The sequence below is a fragment of the Halomonas sp. G11 genome (assembly GCF_001663515.1).
Lineage (GTDB): Bacteria > Pseudomonadota > Gammaproteobacteria > Pseudomonadales > Halomonadaceae > Vreelandella.
In genome coordinates, this window is record NZ_LYXG01000016.1 from 38,690 (window position 1) to 59,172 (window position 20,483).

The following is a 20,483-nucleotide window of genomic DNA, read 5'->3' on the forward strand; positions in this document are numbered from 1 at the left end:
ACGTGCCTTGGCGCGGCAAACGGCTTGACGGATTAAGGAGGCGTGCTTTGAGTGCAGCCAAAATAAAAGTGTTATGCGTTGACGACTCGGCGCTGATTCGCGACCTGTTGACGGAAATTATCAATACCCAGCCTGACATGGAAGTGGTGGCGGTGGCGCCCGACCCGATTGCCGCCCGCGATCTCATCAAGCAGCATAACCCGGATGTTCTGACGCTTGATGTTGAAATGCCGCGCATGGACGGGCTGGATTTTCTCGAGCGCCTGATGCGTCTGCGCCCGATGCCGGTACTGATGGTCTCGTCGCTGACCCAAAGCGGTTCGGAAATCACCCTGCGGGCGCTGGAACTGGGCGCGCTGGACTTTGTTGCCAAGCCCAGTCTGGGTATTCGCAGCGGGATGATGGATTACGCCAACGAGATTGCCGAAAAGCTACGCGCGGCGGCACGTTCGCGGCCCCGCCAGGCGCGGCATAAGAACACCCCGCCTCCCGCTCAGCTCAAAGCGCCCATGGTATCGAGTGAGAAGCTGATCATTATCGGCGCCTCTACCGGCGGTACCGAAGCAATCCGGGCAGTGCTGGAGCCGCTACCGGCCAACGCCCCGGCGATTTTAATTACCCAGCATATGCCCGGCGGGTTTACCCGGTCGTTTGCGGAGCGTCTGGACCGGCTATGCCGGATTACCGTCAAGGAAGCCACCGACGGCGAGCGCGTGCTGCCCGGTCACGCCTACATTGCCCCCGGGGATCAGCACCTCAAGCTGGCGCGCAGTGGCGCCAACTATGTCGCGCGGCTTGACGACGGACCACCGGTGAATCGTCACCGCCCCTCGGTGGACGTGCTGTTTCACTCTGCCGCCGACCAGGCCGGCAAGAATGCCATTGGCGTGATTCTCACCGGCATGGGTAAGGATGGAGCCGCCGGGCTGCTGGAAATGCGCCAGGCTGGATCAGCCACCATTGCCCAGAACGAAGAAAGCTGTGTGGTCTTCGGTATGCCCCGAGAGGCCATTGCCATGGGCGCAGCCGCTGATGTCACGGCACTGGACGAGATTCCGGAGAAATTAATGTCGCTGATTGCCGCGTCTGGGCGGGCACAGCGGGTATAACGACAAAAATGAGTCAGATTTGGCTGTAAGGGAACCCAATGAACCGAGCATTACGCAATTTAAGTGTTAACGTCGCGGTGATCGTGGCGCTGCTTTTATTCTTTCTGGCCATTGCCAGCAATGTGGCAATGAGTCGACTCGCCGAGCAGGCTCAGAGCGAGACATTAAGCACGCTTGAGCGGATTAATGTGGAGCAGCTGAATGAACTAAACCGTGCCGATGCGCTGTGGAGCGGCGCCCTGGTTGAACTGGAGGTGGCCTCCAACCAATTTATGCTGGGGCGCAGCCGCGAAGCGACGGCTCGCCTGGAAGCCGCCGCGGATCAGCTGAACCGGGCTGAAGAACGGTTTGATAACTTTGCTTCCGTACCGCGTACCGACGCCGGGGAGGCGCTGGGTAGCGAAATCGAAACGGTTTTTGAAGCGGTGTTTGAGTTGACGCACCGGCAGATAGAAGCGCTGGACCAGATGGATACAACCGGGTTCAATGCGATTCGTGAAGAGTTGGCCCCAGTGGCGGAGCGTCAGGAAGAATTGCTGACGGAATTCGTGCGCTATGCGGGCGAGCGAGGAAATGGCCTCCAGCAGGAACTGGACGATATAAACCAGTTCTACAGCTCCCTTGAGTGGATCATCTTTGCTGTAACGCTTCTTCTGCTGTTACTGATTTACGTTGGCTTGCGCAGTGTGGTGATTCGGCCTCTAAAAGAAGCTGTGCAGATGCTCGATACCATTGCCGATGCAGATCTCACGACCCCTATTCCCAGCGGCGGCAAAAACGAAATTGGCCAACTTTATACCGCGATGCAGCGGATGCAGAACAACCTCAACGATATCGTCGCGCGGGTGCGTGAAGGCAGCCGCGAAATTCACCACGGCACCCGGGAAATCGCCAGCGGCAATGCCGACCTGTCATCGCGTACCGAACAGCAGGCGGCTTCCATCGAAGAGACCGCTTCCAGCATGGAAGAGATGACCGCAACGGTGAAGCAGAATGCCGACAACGCCCGTCAGGCAAGCACGCTGGCAGCGGATGCGTCGTCCACGGCGGAGCGCGGTGGCGACGTGGTGCAGCAGGTGGTGACCACCATGCACGGAATTTCCAGCAGTTCGCAAAAGGTCTCGGATATTACCAGCGTGATCGACTCGATCGCCTTTCAGACCAATATCCTGGCCCTCAATGCGTCGGTTGAAGCGGCCCGTGCCGGTGAGCAAGGTCGGGGCTTTGCTGTCGTGGCCGGAGAGGTGCGCAACCTCGCCAGCCGGAGTGCCGATGCCGCCAAGGAGATCAAGGCGCTGATCGATGACTCGGTGACCCAGATTCAACAGGGCTCCACCCTTGTTGAACAGGCCGGGACCACCATGTCTGACGTGGTGACGTCGGTACGCCGTGTCACCGACATCATGGATGAAATCTCAGCTGCGTCCCAGGAGCAGAGCGACGGCATCGAGCAAGTCAGCCAAGCGGTCGGCCAGATGGACCAGGTAACCCAGCAGAATGCCTCCCTGGTGCAACAGGCCACCGCTGCGGCGTCGTCATTGGAAGAACAGGCCAACCGCCTTGAAGAAGCGGTGGCGGTATTTAAACTGGTGGGCATGCAGGTGGCCCATCAGCAACAATCACGGCAGGCAAGTGCAGGCTCAGCGCCTAAAGCAGTGTCCGCGCCAGCCGCCAAAACACCATCGACGCCACCCAGCCGTTCAGTGTCCTCGACCACTGGCCACGACGACTGGGAAGAATTTTAACCAGCCCCAATTGATATAGAGGATGACCCATGGCAGATAAGAACATGAGCTTTTTGGTGGTGGATGACTTCCCCACGATGCGCCGTATTGTACGCAGCCTATTGAAAGAACTTGGCTTTACCAACGTCGAAGAAGCGGAAGATGGTCAGGATGCCCTGAACAAGCTCCGCGCTGGCAGCTTTGAGTTTGTGGTGTCTGATTGGAACATGCCCAATCTGGATGGCCTGGAGATGCTCAAGGAAATCCGTCAGGATGACGCCCTCAAGGACCTGCCGGTTTTGATGGTGACGGCGGAAGCCAAGAAAGAAAACATCATCGCGGCGGCTCAGGCGGGCGCTAATGGTTACGTTGTGAAACCGTTTACGGCCGCGACGCTGGAAGAAAAGCTCAATAAGATCTTTGACAAATTGGGTAAGTAACGCGGCGAGGCCTGCGGGCCGGGATTACGAGGAGAGAGCACCATGAGCCAGAATGAACAGTCCGGTTCTACCCAATTGTCCGAAGAGGCCGCCGAAGACCTTATTCATCGCGTCGGTAAGCTGACCCGCATGTTGAGGGACAACATGCGCGAGCTGGGGCTGGATAAGGAAATCGAGAAGGCGGCGGAAGCCATTCCGGATGCACGCGACCGTTTGCATTACGTCGCCACCATGACCGAGCAGGCGGCCGACCGTTCGCTGAATGCCATTGATCGTGCCCAACCGCTTCAGGACCAGCTTAGCGACCAGGCCGAGGCACTGGACAAGCGCTGGGCAGAGTGGTTTGAAGCCCCCAAGGAACTGGACGACGCTAAAGCCTTGGTCAAAGATACCCGTGGCTACCTGGGTAGCGTGCCGGATATGGCGGCGGCGACCAATAAAGAGCTGATGGAAATCATGATGGCACAGGATTTCCAGGACCTCACCGGTCAGGTCATCAAGAAGATGATGGACGTCATTCGCGAGATCGAACACCAGCTGGTCCAGGTGCTCATTGACAACGTTCCGGGTGCCCAGGCACGAGAATCGATGCAACGCAAGGCCGAAGATCAGTGGAAAAACGAGAATGCACGGCGTAACGAAGACCTTTTGAATGGGCCTCAAGTGAAGGACAATGCACCTGATATCGTGACCGGGCAGGATCAGGTCGACGATCTGTTGGACGAATTGGGCTTCTAACGCACGCTGTGAACCCTTGCTCGGGCTCGTTTTGCTCAAGCCGTCCTAAGGGGCGGCTTTTCGTGTTTAGCCGCGATAAATAACCTGGCCGGATGACCGCATGGCAGAAGACGACAGCGACCAGGAAAAGACCGAAGAGGCCACGCCCCGACGACTGGAAAAGGCGCGTGAAGAAGGGCAGGTGCCCCGCTCGCGGGAGCTGACCACCTTTCTGGTGCTCTTGGGCGGGGTGATTGGCCTCTGGACCATGGGACAAATGCTCTATAATCAGCTTGGCATGGTGATGGAGCAGGCGTTCCTATTTGAACGCCGCCACGCCATGGAAAGTATGCCGATGGTCACCCATGCCATCGATCTCGGCAGGCGCACCCTGTTTGCAATGATGCCGCTGTTTTTACTGCTGACGTTGATCGCGCTGGTGTCACCCGCGCTGCTGGGCGGCTTTTTGATTTCAGGCAAGTCGATGCAGCCCAAGCTGTCCAAGCTGAATCCGCTCTCCGGGATGAAGCGTATCTTCGCTACCCAGGCGCTGATCGAGCTGGCCAAGGCGATAGCCAAGTCACTGCTGGTCGGTAGTGTGGGTGCGGCGTTTTTATACCTTAATATGGGCAAGTTCATGTCACTGATGAACCAGCCCATTCAGCAGGCACTGGCCAGCGCCTTGACCATGGCGGCCCAGGCGGCGGGCTTGATGGTCCTGGCGTTGATCGTGGTGATTTTGATCGATGTGCCCTTCCAGCTGTGGAGCAATGCCAAGAAGCTGCGCATGAGCCAGGAAGAAGTCAAGCGCGAGCACAAGGAGTCAGAAGGCGACCCGCAGGTGAAGGCCCGCATTCGCCAACAGCAGCAGGCCATGGCGCGGGGCCGTATGATGAGCAAGGTGCCGGAGGCGGACGTCATCATTACCAACCCGACTCACTACGCGGTGGCGCTGTCGTATCAGGAGGGCCAGATGGGCGCGCCACGCCTGGTGGCTAAAGGCACTGATGCGGTGGCCGAGCGCATCCGTGAAATTGCCAATGAGGCGGAAGTGCCACGATTAGAAGCAGCACCGCTGGCCCGGGCGCTGTATCATCACGTCGACCTGGACGCCGAAATACCGGCGAATCTATATACGGCCGTGGCCGAGGTCATGGCCTGGGCATATCGCCTGAAAAACGTAGCGCAACAAGGAGGCGAAGTGCCGCCTACCCCTGATAATCTGCCGGTTCCCCCGGAAATGGAAACCCCCGGGCGCGGTGCCGGTGGCGATGAGGCCCCAACATGAAAGGCTTTACCCAACTAATGAGTCGGCGTGACTGGGTGAGCGACGTAAAGGTCCAGTTGCTCGCCGGGCCACTGCTGATCCTGATGATTCTGGGCATGATGATCGTGCCCATGCCGCCGTTTGCGCTGGATTTGCTGTTTACCTTCAATATCGCCATGGCCATCATGGTGCTGATGGTCAGCATGTTTGCCCAAAAGCCCCTCGACTTTGCCGCCTTCCCCGCCGTGCTGCTGTTTACCACGCTGCTACGTTTGTCGTTGAACGTGGCATCAACCCGCGTGGTGCTGATGGAAGGGCACCAGGGCGGTGCCGCCGCCGGCAAGGTGATCGAGGCCTTTGGGGCGTTTCTGGTCGGCGGTAACTTTGCCGTAGGCCTGGTGGTCTTTCTGATTCTGGTGATCATCAATTTCATGGTGATCACCAAAGGTGCGGGGCGTATTGCCGAAGTGGGTGCTCGCTTCACGCTGGACGCCATGCCCGGCAAGCAGATGGCCATCGACGCCGACCTCAATGCAGGGCTGATCGGCGAGGAAGACGCCAAGAACCGGCGTGCGGAAATCGCCCAGGAAGCCGACTTTTACGGGTCGATGGATGGTGCCAGCAAGTTCGTACGTGGCGATGCCGTGGCAGGCCTGGTGATCATGGTCGTCAACATCATTGGCGGCCTGATGATCGGCATGCTGCAGCACGATATGAGCTTTGGCGATGCCGGTCGCAGCTATATGTTGCTGGCCATTGGCGATGGTCTGGTCGCCCAAATTCCCGCCCTGGTTATTTCCACGGCCGCCGGTGTGACAGTGTCGCGGGTCAACACCGACCAGGATGTGGGTCAGCAGATGATCAGCCAGCTGTTCATCAATCCCCAGGTGATGATACTGGCCGCGATGGTCATGGGTCTGCTGGGTATCGTGCCGGGCATGCCCAACATGGTCTTCCTGCTGTTTACCCTGCTGCTCGCCGGGCTGGCCTGGTTCATCATGCGCCGCCAGGAGCAGGCACTGGTCAAGGAGGAAATTTCTGCCGCACCGCCGCCGACCCAGGAGGCGCCTGAGGCCAGCTGGGAAGATGTCCAACTGGTCGATACGCTCGGCCTGGAAGTTGGGCATCGTCTGATTCCGCTGGTGGATTCACGTCAAAAAGGCGAGTTGCTGGCGCGGATCAAAAGCGTACGTAAAAAGTTTGCCCAGGAAGTCGGTTTCCTGCCCCCGGTGGTGCATATACGCGACAACCTGGAGCTGTCGCCCAACGCCTATGTGCTGTCAATGAAAGGCGCCGAAATTGGCCGTGCCGAGGCGTACCCGGGCAAGTGGCTGGCGATCAACCCGGGGCAGGTGTCGGGGGAACTGCAGGGCACGTCAACCGAAGACCCTGCCTTTGGTTTGCCCGCGGTGTGGATTGATTCCAGCCAGCGAGAGCATGCCCAGGTCTACGGCTACACCGTCGTCGACGCCAGTACGGTGATTGCCACGCATCTCAATCACCTATTGCATCGCCACTCGCCGGAAATGCTCGGCCGCCAGGAGGTTCAGAAACTGCTGGACAAGCTGGGCAGCGAGCAGAAGTCGCTGGTGGAAGAAGTCGTGCCCAAGGCCATTTCCCTCACGGTGCTGCAGCGTATCCTGCAAAACCTGCTGGATGAAGACGTGTCGATTCGCGACATGCGCACCATCCTTGATACCCTGGCTGAGTACGCAGGCCAGCAGCAGGACGCCAACGAACTCACTGCGCTGGTGCGCGTTGCCCTGGGCCGGGCGATTACCCAGCAGTGGTTTGCCGGTCAGGAAACCCTGAACGTGATGGGCCTGGATGCTCAGCTGGAGCAGGTGCTGGTGCAGGCGATGAACGGTAACGGGGCGATGGAGCCGGGGCTTGCCGAAACGCTGATGACCCAGGCCCAGCAGGCACTGGAGCGCCACGAAAGCAGTGGCGAACCGCCGGTACTGGTGGTTCAGCATTCCCTGCGTGCGGTACTGTCGCGGTTCTTGCGCCGCCGCTTGCGCCACATGGCCGTTCTGTCCCAGGCTGAGATACCCGATGACCGCACGCTGCGGGTAACCACTGTGGTAGGGGGCCGCTGATGCCAGCGTCGCTATTTGACTCACGGCCAGGGGTAATACATGAGTGTTAGACGTTTCGTGGGCGACAACAGTCGCGATGTGATGCGCCAGGTGCGTGAAACGCTGGGCGAAGACGCTCTGATCGTGGCCAACCGCCGCACTGAAGGCGGCGTCGAAATTCTCGCCATGGCCGACGAAGCCGTCGATCATTTCGAACCTTCGCCAGCTAACGAGCAACCAGCGACGCCGAAGGATCCGCTGGAGTCGATGAGTGAGCGCTTACTGCGCGAAATGCAGGATATGCGCTCGCTGCTTGCTTCCCAACAAAGCGAGCGCCGCACAACACCCACTGCCTCGACCGCCAGCGGCGCAGAGCGCTGGCGGCAACTGCTTTGCGGCGTTGGTTTCAGCCGCGAGCTTGCCGACGACATCCTGATGGATCTGCCAGGCGACCTGGCGACGCAAAGCGCGGATAGCGAACAGGCCTTGGCATGGTTGCGCGAACGGCTGATGACACGCCTGGCCGTACTCCAGGATGAGCCCGAATTTTTCGACCGAACGGGCATTGTCGCTCTGGTTGGGCCCACCGGGGTCGGCAAGACGACCACGACCGCCAAGCTCGCGGCCCGCTTTGTCATGCGCCACGGGACCCGCCCCGTCGCCCTGGTGACCACCGACAGCTTTCGTATCGGTGCCCATGAACAGCTGCGCATCTACGCGCGCCTGCTGGATATCCCGATGTACGCGCTGGACGCGGAGCAACCCATCGACGACCTGCTGAGTCGTCTGCAGGGTAAACAGTGGGTCATCATCGATACCGTGGGCATGAGCCAGCGCGACCAGCGGGTCATCGAGCAGATCGCCCATTTACAGGGCGGCCGCTCCAACGTCAGGCTGGTATTGCTGCTCAATGCCGCCAGCCAGCCTGAAACGCTTGAAGAAGTGGTGCTGCGCTATCGCCAGGCCGCCCGTGCGGCGGGTGCCGAGCTGGATGACTGCATCATCACCAAGCAGGATGAAGCAGGACGCCTGGCACCCATCCTGGATATTGTCATGCGCCATGGCATGCGCGTGCTGTTTGGCTCCTATGGTCAGCAGGTCCCCGAAGATATGGCGGTGGCGGATCCTGCTGCGCTGGTCGACCAGGCGCTGAATACCGACGCCGCCGGGTCAAGCAATACGTCGCCACCCGCGGCACCGATCAGTATGCCCCGCTGGTCGCGGGATGTGCTGGGCCAGGGGCGCCGTCTGTCGTCGCTGTTTGCGCGCCTGCGCGAGCGGATGGTGGGCTTTGAGCGCCTCGAAGGCGTCTGGGATATCGCTAACCTGCCCAGCGTGTTGCAGGATCAGCGCCTGGACGAGTTGCTGGAGGGGTACCCGCCGCCCCAACGCATGCTGGGTATGGCCTGGTCGCCCCGCCGCAACGAGCGCGGCTGTGATTGGGCGATGCCGGATATAGGGCTGGATGCCGAGGGCGCCTGGATGGCGTTGCCCTGGCTGCAGCATCGCCAACCCGCTGGCTGGCAGCCGCGCATGGCCACCTTCAGCGAACGCGATGGTGTCGCCGTGCACCTGCTGCCAGCGTTACCCGATAGCGAGGCGTTGACCTGGTTAGAAAGCCAATACCTGACCTGGGTCAGCCTGGCGCCCCCGGCACTCAGGGTAAACTTGCACGGCGAGCGCTATCCCCTGCGCCAGCTGTTTGCCGAAAGTACGCTCAACCACCGCGTCAATGTGCGCTTCCGTGGCCAGCCGATGGCTCTGTGGACGGCCTATGCCGAAGTCACCGACCAAGAGGGGCGGGCGCTGCTGGCGTGGTATGGCGAAGTGCGCGACCCGGAAAGTGCCAAGGTGGTCACCCGTCGTTACTGGCTCACACCCGCGCGGTTGGGCAACGAGGTGCTAAGCCTGCTGGTAACCCAGCTGCAGAGTGAAGGCCTGGCGGCGCTGACACGGCGTGCCTGGCAGCAACTGAAAGACGCCGATAGCGGCGAAGTAAGCCCTGAAGTGCGCCTGTTGATGGCCAGCGGTATTGCCGCCATTGCCGGGCACCTTGATTGCGCCGAGGACGAGGCCGCCAGTGGATTGCACGGTGATGTGCTGAACCTGTTAAGCAGCCGTCGCCGTCGGCGCGATACGGCATTGCTGGATGCGCTGGTGTACGCCTTTATGGCCCGTGATGCGATCCGCCAGCTGGGTAGCGTTAATCGTGAGGGCCTGGCATGAGCGCACGAGACCAAGCCGCTGGGCTACGCAAGTGGGCGGATCTGCAGCGACAGCAGCGGGGCGACGAAGCGCCTCCCGAGGCAACGGAATCACCCGGGCCGATGACCTACCGCTCGCCGGTGGTGCCCAGCGCGGCGGCCATGGAGCCGCCTGTCACACCGCCCAAGCCCAAAACGCCGTTAATGGTCACGGGGCTGTCGGGTGATGGGCCGGTAGAGGCGCGCAAGGTCAGCGCGCGTCTTGGCCAGTGGGCCGCGCTAGGGCGCGCCTGGGCCGGGGATCCGGCCGACTGGGATATTCGGATCGTGATGCCGGATGCGCCTGAACTGGCGACACTCAGTCAGCAACACCGTCGCTGGGCGCTGTGGGTCAACAGCGATGCCGATGCGTTTGGACGCATGTACCATCTACTCAAACAGTTGAGGCAGCATAACGGGCCGCAACGCTTACTGGCCCTGCATGAGCCCCATCTGCCCAGGCAAGGCCTATTGGCCAACCTGCAGCAAGCGGCTGGGGACTATCTGGGTATCGAGTTGCTGTTGCTGGCCCGCTGACGCAGCTAACGTCGGTAAAGCGTCTAATAATCGGGGTTAATCCGCTCATGAGAAGGAATGAAGCATGCTAGGCTATTGGCGTTATGCGATTAGCATTTTGGTATTAGCCTTGGGTCTCAGTGCTTATGCTCAGGGCGCGTCCAGCAGTTGGGTGACACAAGTGCCCGGGCTCATGGTGGTCATGAGCGACCGTGCCAGCCGCAGTGAACCGGTTCGCCCTCCAGCGGGGGCGACCACGCCAGCGGCGGTCATTGAGCGAGTCCAGTGGCAGTACCAGCACGCACCCGGGGCAGCACTACAGGCCTGGCTATGCCATCCTGAGCGCTGCGTGTCGTTATCGGGCATGCGTGGGGAGACCCGTGCTTTATCCGGCATAAGTGCGACAACGCCCCTGCATTTTCAATTTGCGCTAAACCCAGGGCAGCGGCCCGTTAGCGTTAAAGGGTTGCAGATGATAGTAGATTACCAGTGAGCACAGGTGGTTTAGCCGCGAGGCAATAGGATGTACACAGCACAAGGCAGGATCAAACAAAGTGAGCTGATGACGGAGTACATGCCACTGGTGAGACGTCAGGCCTTGACGCTTCAGGTCAGGTTGCCGGCCAGTATAGAGCTGGATGACTTAATCCAGGCAGGCATGATGGGGTTGCTGGAAGCCCTGGGACGTTTCGATGCCACTCAGGGCGCCACCTTTGCGACCTTTGCCAGCCAGCGCATACGCGGGGCGATGGTGGACGAATTGCGTACCCGTGACTGGCTACCTCGCAGCGTCCGCCGTTCGGCGCGAGCCGTTGATGAAACCGTCAGGCGCCTGGAGCAATCCTTGGGGCGCCCCCCCGAAGAAACAGAAATCGCCGACGCCATGGATATGCCGTTGGCTGATTATCAGCAGTTATTGCACGACACCAATAGCGGGCAGTTGCTGCCCTTTGAAGAGCTGGTGGCGGATGGCAGCGAACCGCATAATCGTGAAGCCGTGAGTTCGCCCTTCGATCATTTGCTCGACGCCCAACAGCGGGAAACCCTGGTGGCGGCCATCGAAGCGCTGCCCGAGCGGGAAAAACTGCTCATGGCGCTGTATTACCAGGAAGAACTCAACCTGAAAGAAGTGGGCGCCGTGCTCGGCGTCACTGAGTCTCGCGTTTCCCAGTTGCACAGTCAGGCGGTCAGCCGTCTGCGTGCCAAGTTAAACGACTCGGTTTAGGGTCTGTTGATGTTTCGCTGACGGCCAGGGCAACGGCAGTCGGCTTTTACGTTTCAGCGCTGATGCGCCCCGTTATATTGCTTTAGGAGCACGACATGAACCCATCGACGCTGATCGGTATTTTCGCCAGCATCCTGCTGCTGGTAAGCGTCCTGTTTTTCACCGCCGAGTCGCCGGGCAGCTTCCTCAACCTGCCAGGGCTTGCCATCGTGGTCACCGGCACCCTTGCCGCCACCTTTATCAGCTATCCTCTCAAGGAAGTGCTGCGGGTGGTACGCCTGGTCGGGCTGGTCTTCCGGCGTGAAAACACCTATGTGCGTGACGACATCAACGAGCTGGTGGCCATGTCCCGGCTGTGGTTCAAGGGCGATGTCCGCGCCGTTGAACGAGAGCTCGAAAACACCCGCAATCCGTTTTTGCGGACCGGCATCCAGTTGGTGATCGCCAACACCAAAGAAGACGAAATCTTCGATATGTTGCGCTGGCGGATTGCGCGGCTAAAAGCGCGTGAGCACGCGGAAGCGCAGATATTCCGCACCATGGCCACTTATGCGCCGGCTTTCGGCATGATTGGCACCCTGGTGGGGCTGGTCAACATGCTGGAAGTCATGGACTCTGGCAATCTCGATGTGATCGGCCCGCGCATGGCGGTGGCCTTGCTGACCACCTTCTACGGTATCCTGCTGGCCAACCTGGTGTTCAAACCTATTGCGGTGAAGCTCGAGCGGCGCACCGAGGAGCGCTTGATCACCATGAACATGGTGCTGGAGGGGATCTCCCTGATTACCAAGCGGCGGCTACCTTCCTTTATAGAAGAAACGCTCAATTCCTTCGTCGCCAACTACCACGACGAAATCCGCGAGCCGGAGGTCAAGAAGCCGCGCGCCTCGAATAGCGCCCCCGCCAAGGGGTAGTCGGGATGCTAGACCGGGATACCCGCCATACATTGGAAGCGCCACTGCCCAAGGACAGTGGCGACGATGGCTGGATGACCAGCTATCTGGATGTATTGACGCTGTTGCTGACCTTGTTTGTCTTGCTGCTCTCGCTGGCGCCACCCGGCGGTAACGACGCTGGCTCGCAAGCCAGCGTCGATGAAGCGTCCCCCGGCGCGATCGCCGACCTGCCTCTGGCATCACTGGCGACCGGTATCGAGCCCCGTCACAGCGGCCTGCAGCCGCGCTTTGACGGTATCAGCATTCCGGGAGTGGACGTTTCCCAGGGGCAGGAAGGGGTGACGCTGCGCATCAACGACAACCTGTTGTTCGACAGCGGCCGGGCGCAACTCACCGGGCAGGGCCGTGACCTCGTCGACAGTCTTGTCGAGGTGCTCAGCGCCTTTGATGGACAGGTGTCCGTCGAAGGCCATACCGATAATGTGCCCATCTCGACCTCGCGCTTTCCTTCCAACTGGGAGCTATCGTCGGCACGGGCGATCGCCGTGGTCCGCCATCTGGATAGCCAGGGGCTCGAGGTTGATCGCATGCGCGCCGTTGGCTATGCCGATACCCAGCCGATCGCCAGTAATGCCACAGCGCAGGGGCGGGCGGCCAACCGTCGCGTCGAGCTGGTGCTCAGGCAGCCGCCAACCCAAAATTAACCCCCGCTAAGACGCATCCCGGCACAGGCGCTGCATCCTTGCCAGCGCCTCTCCCGCGCCCTCCAGGCTGAATATCATGTACCAGGGGTCTTCATCCCCCTGATCAAAGCCCAGGAAGACCTGCTCGCCGACGCTCATGTCGGCGATCAATTGATCGATATCGTTGAGATAAAAGTGGGCATAAAAGCCGTTATTGCCACGCTCGGTGATAAATTCGGCGACGCTGTGGATGCGCTCGCGCTCATCGACGCGTAGCCGCGCAGGCACCTGATTAACCGCTCGGCTTTCGCCCTGAGCGGCCTCCAGCTCGACACGCATCTCCAGCCAGGGTAAGTCGCACACGCCCTGGGTGGCATTGACGCTCAAGGTGGCATCCGAGTAGCTGTGCGCTTCCACGGCACGAAAATGCCGCTCGTTACCGAGGGTCAATGCCATCGACTGCCAATGGTCGTGGGTTTGGTCGTCTTCGACGTTAAACGACACGGCATGCGCCGATGGCAGCGATAACACCAACGCAGCGCCAAGCGCAGGGTAAGCAAGTGCGGAATGAAAACGCGATATCAACGGCATGATCAGGCCCATCATCTGGAAAACCCTTAGCCTATCGTCTGATGCACGGTGACAAAAGACTAAGGCGCTGATTTTTCTATATATGGTAGAAAAAATATGAAAAAGCAGCCGATATAGTGCAAAGTCAAGACTATACTTCACCCGGTTGCCTCGTATAATCGCTTTGACCAAGCGCTATTTTCAACGCCGCTAAGGAGTTTCGCGACATGAGTACTGCTACCCAGGCTATGAACACCTCTAACGATGTCCCGCTTCAGGAACCGTCGCGGGAAATTTGGGATGCCAAATATCGTCTTAAGGATCGCCATAGCCAGCCGGTGGATCAGGACCTGGGCGCGACCTTCGAGCGGGTGGCGAAAGCCCTGGCGGATGTAGAAGGCGACAAGGCGCAAGAGTGGCTGCCGAAGTTCCGCTGGGCGCTGGAAAATGGCGCGGTGCCTGCCGGGCGGATTCTCTCCAACGCAGGGGCTGACGCCTATAAGCCCGCGGTGAGCCTGATCAACTGCACAGTGTCGCGCACCATTCGCGATTCGATGCGCGATATCCTGGATTCCGTGGTAGACGCCGGAATGACCCTCAAGTCCGGCGCCGGTATCGGCTACGACTTTTCCACGTTGCGCCATAAAGGGGCCTTTGTGTTCGGCGCTGGCGCAGGCACCAATGGCCCGCTGGCGTTCATGGATATCTACGACAAGATGTGTTTCACCGTGGCCTCTGCCGGTGGCCGTCGCGGCGCGCAGATGGGCACCTTCGATGTCGGCCATCCGGACGTGCGTGAGTTTATCCAGGCCAAGCGCGAAGCCGGGCGGCTGCGTCAGTTCAACCTTAGCCTGCTGATTACCGACGAGTTCATGGAGGCCGTCAAGCATAACGCCGACTGGCCGCTGGCCTTCCCGCTCCACCCCGGCGAGAAAGACGATGTCAGCGACGAGGACATCATCTATCGCGACTGGCCGGTGGTCGAGGAAGGCTATACGGTCGACGATGAAGGCCGCGTGGCCTGCCGGATTGTCGAGGTGATCAAGGCGCGGGAGCTTTGGGACACCATCATGGCCTCGACCTACGATTACGCCGAGCCCGGGTTCATTTTGATTGATCAGGTGAACCGCATGAACAACAACTGGTTCTGCGAAGATATCCGCGCCACCAATCCCTGCGGTGAGCAGCCGCTGCCGCCGGAAGGCGCTTGCCTGCTGGGCTCGGTCAACCTGACCCAGTTCGTCATTGAGCCGTTCAGCGACCAGCCGCGCTTTGACTGGGACCGCTACCGTAAAGTCGTGGCGATCTTCACCCGCATGCTGGATAACGTGGTCGAGATTGCCGGCTTGCCGTTGCCCCAGCAGCAGCGCGAAATCGAAGCCAAACGCCGCCATGGCATGGGGTTTTTGGGCCTGGGCTCGACGCTGACCATGCTCAAGATTCCTTACGGCTCCCAGGCGTCGCTGGCCTTTACCGAAGAAGTCAGCCGTCATCTGGCCATTGAAGGCTGGAAGCAGGCGCTGGAGCTTTCCCAAGAGAAGGGCATGGCGCCGGTACTTGCCGAAGAGCACGTGATCACCCCGAAGATGATGCGCGAGCGTCCCCAGCTGGCCAAGGACGGCTATGAGGTGGGCGACAAGGTGCCCGGGCGTATTCTCCATGCCCGTTACAGCCAGTACATGAACAAGGTGGCCGAGCTTGAGCCCGAACTCGTGGCGCAACTTGCCGAACACGGCGCACGCTTTACCCACCACAGCTCCATCGCCCCGACCGGCACTATTTCACTGTCCATGGGCAACAATGCGTCCAATGGCATCGAGCCGTCGTTCTCGCACCGTTATTTCCGCAATATCATCCAGTCGGGCAAGAAGACCAAGGAGCAGGTCGAAGTCGTGTCCTTCGAGCTGGCAGCCTATCGCCACTTTATTGCCGCCGACGCGGTGGACAGCGACCTGCCCGACTACTTCATCACCGCCGATGCGGTGACCCCCGAGCAGCACGTGGCGGTGCAGGCGGCGGCCCAGCAATGGATCGACTCGGCGATTTCCAAGACGGTCAATGTGCCTACCGAGTTTGCGTTCGAGAAGTTCCAGGACCTTTATTTGCAAGCCTACGAAAGCCGCCTCAAAGGCTGCACCACCTTCCGCTTCAATCCGGAAGCCTTCCAGGGCGTTCTGGTGCGCGAAGACGATCTGAAAAACACCACCTATGTGTTTGAGCTGGAGAACGGTGAAACCCTCGAACTGACCGGCGATGAAAAAGTGATCTACGACGGTGAAGAGCACAACGCCGCCAACCTGTTTGATGGTCTGAAAGAAGGCACCTACGGCAAATGGTGATGCCGGGCCACGCCCCATCACGCACAGCCCTGCACCCCTTTGCCAAGTGGAGAACGTTATGACTGTTGAAATCACCTCGAAAATCGTCGGTTACCGTATCAAGCAGCAGGAGCCAGCGGCGCCCAGCCCGACCCTGCCCGAGGAAGACCCGCTGACGGTGCGCATTCCGTCGCGCCCGGAAGGCACCCTGGAAGCCGTCTCGGAAAAGATTTCCTACGTCGGCGCCGAAGGCCGCAAAAAGGTTTATCTACTGGTGTCCTTCATGCCGGTAGAAGGCGTGGTCGGCGGCAAACGCGTGGTCATCGAGCGCCCGGTGGAGTTTTTCTTCCCTTCCGGACAGCTTTCCAGCGAACACCAGTGGATTACGGCGACCATGCGTAGCCTGTCACTGGCGGCCCGCGGCGGTTACGTCACCCAGGCAGTGGCCGACTTGCGCAAAGTGGCCTGGGACAAGGGCCTGGTGCGCTGCGGGATGAACCGCTGGAACAAACCCATGTTCCATGATTCCGAGGTGGCCGCCATTGCCTGGTCGATCCAGCAGATTCTGTACCGTCGCGGCTTTCTGGATCAGGACGGCAACCAGGTGCCGGTGGAAAGCCTGGTGGAGCGTTACGCGCATCGCATGCAGCACGGCCACGCCTGGCAGCCCCCCGCCGACGACACGCCCACTGAGGCAGAAAACGGCGCGGTCGAGCCCATCGGGCAAGATGCCGCCACCTCTAATGCCCCGAGCAACGGCCCGGCGGTCGTCGGTCACTGCCCTGAATGCCGCGGAGAACTGATCATGATGGATGGCTGCCCCACCTGCTACGCAGGGTGCGGCTGGTCGAAGTGCGGCTAATGTAAGTCATCGCCGTACGGAAAAGGGCGCGCGCTTATACGGCTCGCGCCCTTTTTCATTGATGTATTGGCGGGGGGCGTGCTAGCCAGCAGCGTCAAACAGCGGCCGCACGTTATCGGTCAGGTAGGCGTCGTCAAACTCGCCTTCCACGGAGAGCGCGTCCAGGTCCGGAATGGTGACGTTATGACGGTCGCGGAAAACCAGGCCGTCCTCGCTTAGCGCGCTGAATGTCCGGCTGACGTGAACCGGGCTCAGGCCCAGAATATCGGCCAACTGCTCCTGGGAAAGCGGTAGGCGGAACTGGCCGCTGATATCGTCGTTGGTTTGACGCAGCCGTAAATACATTTCATGAAGAAAGTGGGCCATTTTCTGGCGGGCGCTGCGCCGGGCAATGTTCACCAGCCGTTCGGTGAGCAACGCCTGCTGACGGCTGCCGATGGCAAACATGATCGAGGTCAGCGGCAGCGACTGGCGAAATAGTTCGAGCATGCGGCGATGGGGGAAATGGCAGATAACGCCGTCGTTGATCATGCGCACGTTCTCGAGACGCTGGTTAAAGGCAAACTCGCGCAGGCCAATGATATCGCCGGGCAAAAAGACTTCGAGTATCTGGCGGTCGCCGTTCTCCAGGTGGCGATACGAGTAAGCCCAGCCGCTTTTCAGCGTACAGAACTCATTGGCCGGGTCGCCTATCTCCCAGAGTAGCGTGCCTGCTTTAATATCGGTGGGGCTATCCTCCAGCGAGATGAGCAGTTGTCTTTCGTCTTCATCAAGCGAGCAGTAGTGGCTGAAATGCTTAATGATGCAGCTTTTTTCCTGGCCCACGATTAACCACCCCTGAACGATGTTCGCTTAAAATAAATGACTCAACCAACCGCTACTATAAACGACGCCGATAAAAAATGCTTAACGCCATGTATTACATGAGTTTCGCAGCGTGGCGGCGACTCACGCAAGTCCCGCCATGATGGACCATCAGGCGGACGCACGTTGTTGCCGTGCCAGTAACGGTGCCAGGAAGCGCCCGGTATGCGATGTCGCCTGTTTGGCGACCTGCTCAGGCGTGCCTTCAGCGATGATCCGACCGCCCCCGGAGCCGCCTTCGGGACCCAGGTCGATAATCCAGTCAGCGGTCTTGATCACATCCAGGTTGTGCTCGATCACCACGATGGTGTTGCCGTGATCGCGCAGGCGGTGGAGCACCGTCAGTAGCTGGCGAATATCTTCAAAGTGCAGGCCGGTGGTTGGCTCGTCCAGGATATACAGCGTCTTGCCGGTATCGCGCTTGGCCAGTTCCCGGGCGAGCTTGATCCGCTGGGCTTCCCCGCCCGACAGCGTGGTGGCACTTTGCCCCAGGCGAATATAGGACAGGCCCACGTCGAGCAGGGTTTGCAGGCGGCGGGCAATGGCCGGTACCGGGCTGAAGAATTCCAGGGCATCTTCCACCGTCATGGCCAGCACTTCGTGGATGGTCTTGCCCTTGTAATGGATATCCAGGGTTTCACGGTTATAGCGCTTGCCCTTGCACACGTCGCAGGGCACATAGATATCCGGCAGAAAGTGCATCTCGACCTTGATCATGCCCTCGCCCTGACAGGCTTCGCAGCGCCCGCCCTTGACGTTGAAGCTGAACCGGCCGGGCTTGTAGCCCCGCGAGCGGGCTTCCTGGGTGCCCGCGAACAGCTCGCGGATGGGCGTGAAAATGCCGGTATAAGTAGCCGGGTTGGAACGCGGTGTGCGGCCAATCGGGCTTTGGTCGATATCAATCACTTTATCCAGCTGATCGAGCCCTTCGATTTTTTGATAAGGCGCGGGGGTGAGCGAGGTCGCGCGATTCAACTCCCGGGCGGCGATGGGCATCAGGGTGCCGTTGATCAACGTCGATTTACCCGAGCCGGACACGCCCGTAATGGCGACAAACAGCCCCAGCGGCAGCGAGAGCGACACGTCCTGAAGGTTATTGCCGGTGGCGCCGCGGACGATGAGCTGCTTTTCCGGATTGCCGGGAATGCGGTAGGGCGGCACGGCGATTTCCCGCGTGCCGGAAAGGTACTGGCCGGTCAGCGACTCGGGATTGTCCATGACGTCTTGCGGGGTGCCCTGGGCGACAATTTCGCCGCCGTGGACGCCAGCCCCGGGCCCGATATCCAGCACGTGGTCGGCGGCGCGAATGGCATCTTCATCGTGCTCGACCACGATCACGGTGTTGCCCAGGTCGCGCAGCCGCTCCAGGGTTTTCAGCAGCCGGTCGTTGTCGCGCTGATGCAGCCCGATGGAAGGTTCGTCGAGAATGTACATGACGCCGACCAGGCCAGCGCCAATCTGGCTGGCCAGGCGAATGCGCTGGGCCTCGCCACCGGAGAGGGTGTCGGCGCTGCGTTCCAGGTTGAGGTAATCGAGCCCGACGTTGACCAGAAACTCCAGCCGCGCATGAATTTCATGGACGATCTTGTCGGCGATCTCGCCCTTGCGTCCCGGCAGTCGTAGGTCGGCAAAGTAGCGCCATGCGTCGCCAATGGGCAAATGCACCATATCGGCAATGTTGCGGTCGTCGACGTACACATGGCGCGATTCCTTGCGCAGACGCGAGCCGCTACAGGTCGCGCAGGGCTGTACCGCGATATACTTGGCCAGGTCATCGCGGACCATGTTGGATTCGGTTTCCCGGTAGCGGCGCTGCATATTGGGCAGCACGCCTTCGAACGTATGTTCGCGGGTCACCTTGCGGCCGCGATCACCTACATAGACAAACGGGATGGTTTCATCGCCGCTGCCGTTGAGGATAATGTCCTGCTCGTGGCGAGCCAACTCATTCCAGGGCGTTTCCAGTTCAAAACGATAGTGTTTGGCCAACGCCTGAAGCTGGGTGAAATAGTAGATATTGCGCCGGTCCCAGCCCTTGATCACGCCTTCGGCAAGCGACAGCTCCGGGTGGCTGATCAGCTTGGCCGGGTCGAAATATTGCTGGACGCCCAGCCCGTCGCAGGTGGGGCAGGCACCCGCCGGGTTGTTGAACGAGAACATGCGCGGCTCGAGCTCCGCCAGCGAGTAGCCGCACACCGGACAGGCAAAGCGCGACGAGAAGGCGATATCTTCATGGCCACCGTCCATGAAGTGGATCATGGCGGTGCCGTCGGCCAGGTTCAGCGCGGTTTCAAAGGATTCGGCCAGGCGTTGGGCGAGATCATCACGCACCTTGAAACGGTCGACCACCACGCTGATATCGTGCTTTTTGCGCTTGTCCAGCGGGGCAATGTCGTCGAGCTCCAGCACCTGTCCGTCGATCAACGCACGCACAAACCCCTGAGCGCGCAACTCTGCCAGCAGCTGCAAATGCTCGCCTTTACGGCCTTTGACCACCGGGGCCAGCAGCATCAGCTTGGTACCTTCGGCAAGGTTCATGACCTGGTCGACCATCTGCGAAATCGTCTGGGCTTCTAGGTCTTCACCGTGCTCGGGGCAGCGTGGGGTGCCCGCGCGGGCAAACAGCAGGCGCAGGTAGTCGTAAATCTCGGTAATCGTGCCCACGGTCGAGCGCGGGTTGTGCGAGGTAGACTTCTGCTCGATGGAAATGGCCGGTGAGAGCCCCTCGATGTGGTCCACATCGGGCTTCTCCATCATCGACAGGAACTGGCGCGCATAGGTGGAGAGCGACTCCACATAGCGGCGCTGCCCCTCGGCGTAAAGGGTGTCGAACGCCAGCGACGACTTGCCTGACCCGGAAAGGCCGGTAATCACGATCAACTTATTGCGGGGCAGTTCCACATCGATCTGCTTGAGGTTGTGGGTGCGTGCACCCCTGACCAGAATGCTGTCCATCAACACCTCGAATCGC

The 20,483-nt window shown here is 60.2% G+C and carries 17 protein-coding genes; 14 read left to right on the forward strand and 3 right to left on the reverse strand.

Annotated elements, in window-relative coordinates:
* Positions 1-47 precede the first annotated feature (47 nt).
* The 12 genes from ADS46_RS08750 to ADS46_RS08805 all read left to right on the forward strand — a co-directional run bounded on the left by ADS46_RS08750 (position 48) and on the right by ADS46_RS08805 (position 12,919).
* Positions 48-1,109 carry a protein-glutamate methylesterase/protein-glutamine glutaminase gene (locus ADS46_RS08750; RefSeq protein ID WP_066318957.1) on the forward strand — a complete coding sequence of 354 codons (1,062 nt, stop codon included), beginning with the start codon at positions 48-50 and terminating at the stop codon, positions 1,107-1,109.
* A gap of 38 nt (positions 1,110-1,147) precedes the next feature.
* Positions 1,148-2,854 carry a methyl-accepting chemotaxis protein gene (locus ADS46_RS08755; protein ID WP_066318959.1) on the forward strand — a complete coding sequence of 569 codons (1,707 nt, stop codon included), beginning with the start codon at positions 1,148-1,150 and terminating at the stop codon, positions 2,852-2,854.
* A gap of 29 nt (positions 2,855-2,883) precedes the next feature.
* Entirely contained in the window at positions 2,884-3,273 is a 390-nt protein-coding gene (gene cheY, locus ADS46_RS08760) for a chemotaxis response regulator CheY (RefSeq protein ID WP_066318961.1), read from the forward strand.
* Positions 3,274-3,315: 42 nt separating this feature from the next.
* On the forward strand, positions 3,316-4,011 hold the full coding sequence (gene cheZ / locus ADS46_RS08765) for a protein phosphatase CheZ (protein ID WP_066318963.1): 696 nt from the start codon (positions 3,316-3,318) through the stop codon (positions 4,009-4,011).
* A 100-nt stretch (positions 4,012-4,111) separates the two neighbouring features.
* Entirely contained in the window at positions 4,112-5,278 is a 1,167-nt protein-coding gene (flhB, locus tag ADS46_RS08770) for a flagellar biosynthesis protein FlhB (RefSeq protein ID WP_066318965.1), read from the forward strand.
* Positions 5,275-7,356, forward strand: coding sequence for a flagellar biosynthesis protein FlhA (flhA, locus tag ADS46_RS08775; RefSeq protein ID WP_066318968.1), 2,082 nt, complete (start codon positions 5,275-5,277; stop codon positions 7,354-7,356). The genes flhB and flhA overlap by 4 nt, the downstream gene beginning before the upstream one ends.
* A 39-nt stretch (positions 7,357-7,395) precedes the next feature.
* On the forward strand, positions 7,396-9,561 hold the full coding sequence (flhF, locus tag ADS46_RS08780; RefSeq protein ID WP_066318974.1) for a flagellar biosynthesis protein FlhF: 2,166 nt from the start codon (positions 7,396-7,398) through the stop codon (positions 9,559-9,561).
* A complete protein-coding gene (locus ADS46_RS08785) occupies positions 9,558-10,115 on the forward strand; it encodes a hypothetical protein (protein ID WP_066318977.1) in 558 nt (185 codons plus the stop codon). Before flhF ends, ADS46_RS08785 begins: the two co-directional genes overlap by 4 nt.
* A gap of 64 nt (positions 10,116-10,179) precedes the next feature.
* Complete coding sequence (locus ADS46_RS08790) at positions 10,180-10,587, forward strand: flagellar protein FlhE (RefSeq protein ID WP_066318978.1); 408 nt, start codon at positions 10,180-10,182, stop codon at positions 10,585-10,587.
* A gap of 30 nt (positions 10,588-10,617) precedes the next feature.
* A complete protein-coding gene (locus ADS46_RS08795) occupies positions 10,618-11,319 on the forward strand; it encodes an RNA polymerase sigma factor FliA (protein ID WP_066318980.1) in 702 nt (233 codons plus the stop codon).
* A 95-nt stretch (positions 11,320-11,414) separates the two neighbouring features.
* Complete coding sequence (locus tag ADS46_RS08800; RefSeq protein ID WP_066318982.1) at positions 11,415-12,233, forward strand: motility protein A; 819 nt, start codon at positions 11,415-11,417, stop codon at positions 12,231-12,233.
* A 5-nt stretch (positions 12,234-12,238) separates the two neighbouring features.
* Positions 12,239-12,919, forward strand: coding sequence for an OmpA/MotB family protein (locus ADS46_RS08805; RefSeq protein WP_066318986.1), 681 nt, complete (start codon positions 12,239-12,241; stop codon positions 12,917-12,919).
* 6 nt (positions 12,920-12,925) lie between these two features.
* On the opposite strand, the gene ADS46_RS08810 is transcribed toward ADS46_RS08805, so the two are convergent.
* Positions 12,926-13,501 carry a hypothetical protein gene (locus ADS46_RS08810; RefSeq protein ID WP_420706115.1) on the reverse strand — a complete coding sequence of 192 codons (576 nt, stop codon included), beginning with the start codon at positions 13,499-13,501 and terminating at the stop codon, positions 12,926-12,928.
* A gap of 194 nt (positions 13,502-13,695) precedes the next feature.
* Here ADS46_RS08810 and ADS46_RS08815 point away from each other — a divergent pair, with 194 nt between their 5' ends.
* Positions 13,696-15,807 (forward strand): adenosylcobalamin-dependent ribonucleoside-diphosphate reductase, encoded by a 2,112-nt coding sequence (locus ADS46_RS08815; protein ID WP_066318988.1) that lies wholly within the window; start codon positions 13,696-13,698, stop codon positions 15,805-15,807.
* Positions 15,808-15,865: 58 nt separating this feature from the next.
* Positions 15,866-16,648 (forward strand): ribonucleoside-diphosphate reductase, encoded by a 783-nt coding sequence (locus ADS46_RS08820; RefSeq protein ID WP_066318990.1) that lies wholly within the window; start codon positions 15,866-15,868, stop codon positions 16,646-16,648.
* 81 nt (positions 16,649-16,729) lie between these two features.
* Here ADS46_RS08820 and ADS46_RS08825 read toward each other — a convergent pair whose 3' ends face one another.
* A complete protein-coding gene (locus tag ADS46_RS08825) occupies positions 16,730-17,473 on the reverse strand; it encodes a Crp/Fnr family transcriptional regulator (protein WP_066318992.1) in 744 nt (247 codons plus the stop codon).
* Between the two features lie 150 nt (positions 17,474-17,623).
* Positions 17,624-20,467, reverse strand: coding sequence for an excinuclease ABC subunit UvrA (uvrA, locus tag ADS46_RS08830; RefSeq protein WP_066318993.1), 2,844 nt, complete (start codon positions 20,465-20,467; stop codon positions 17,624-17,626).
* Positions 20,468-20,483: the final 16 nt, after the last annotated feature.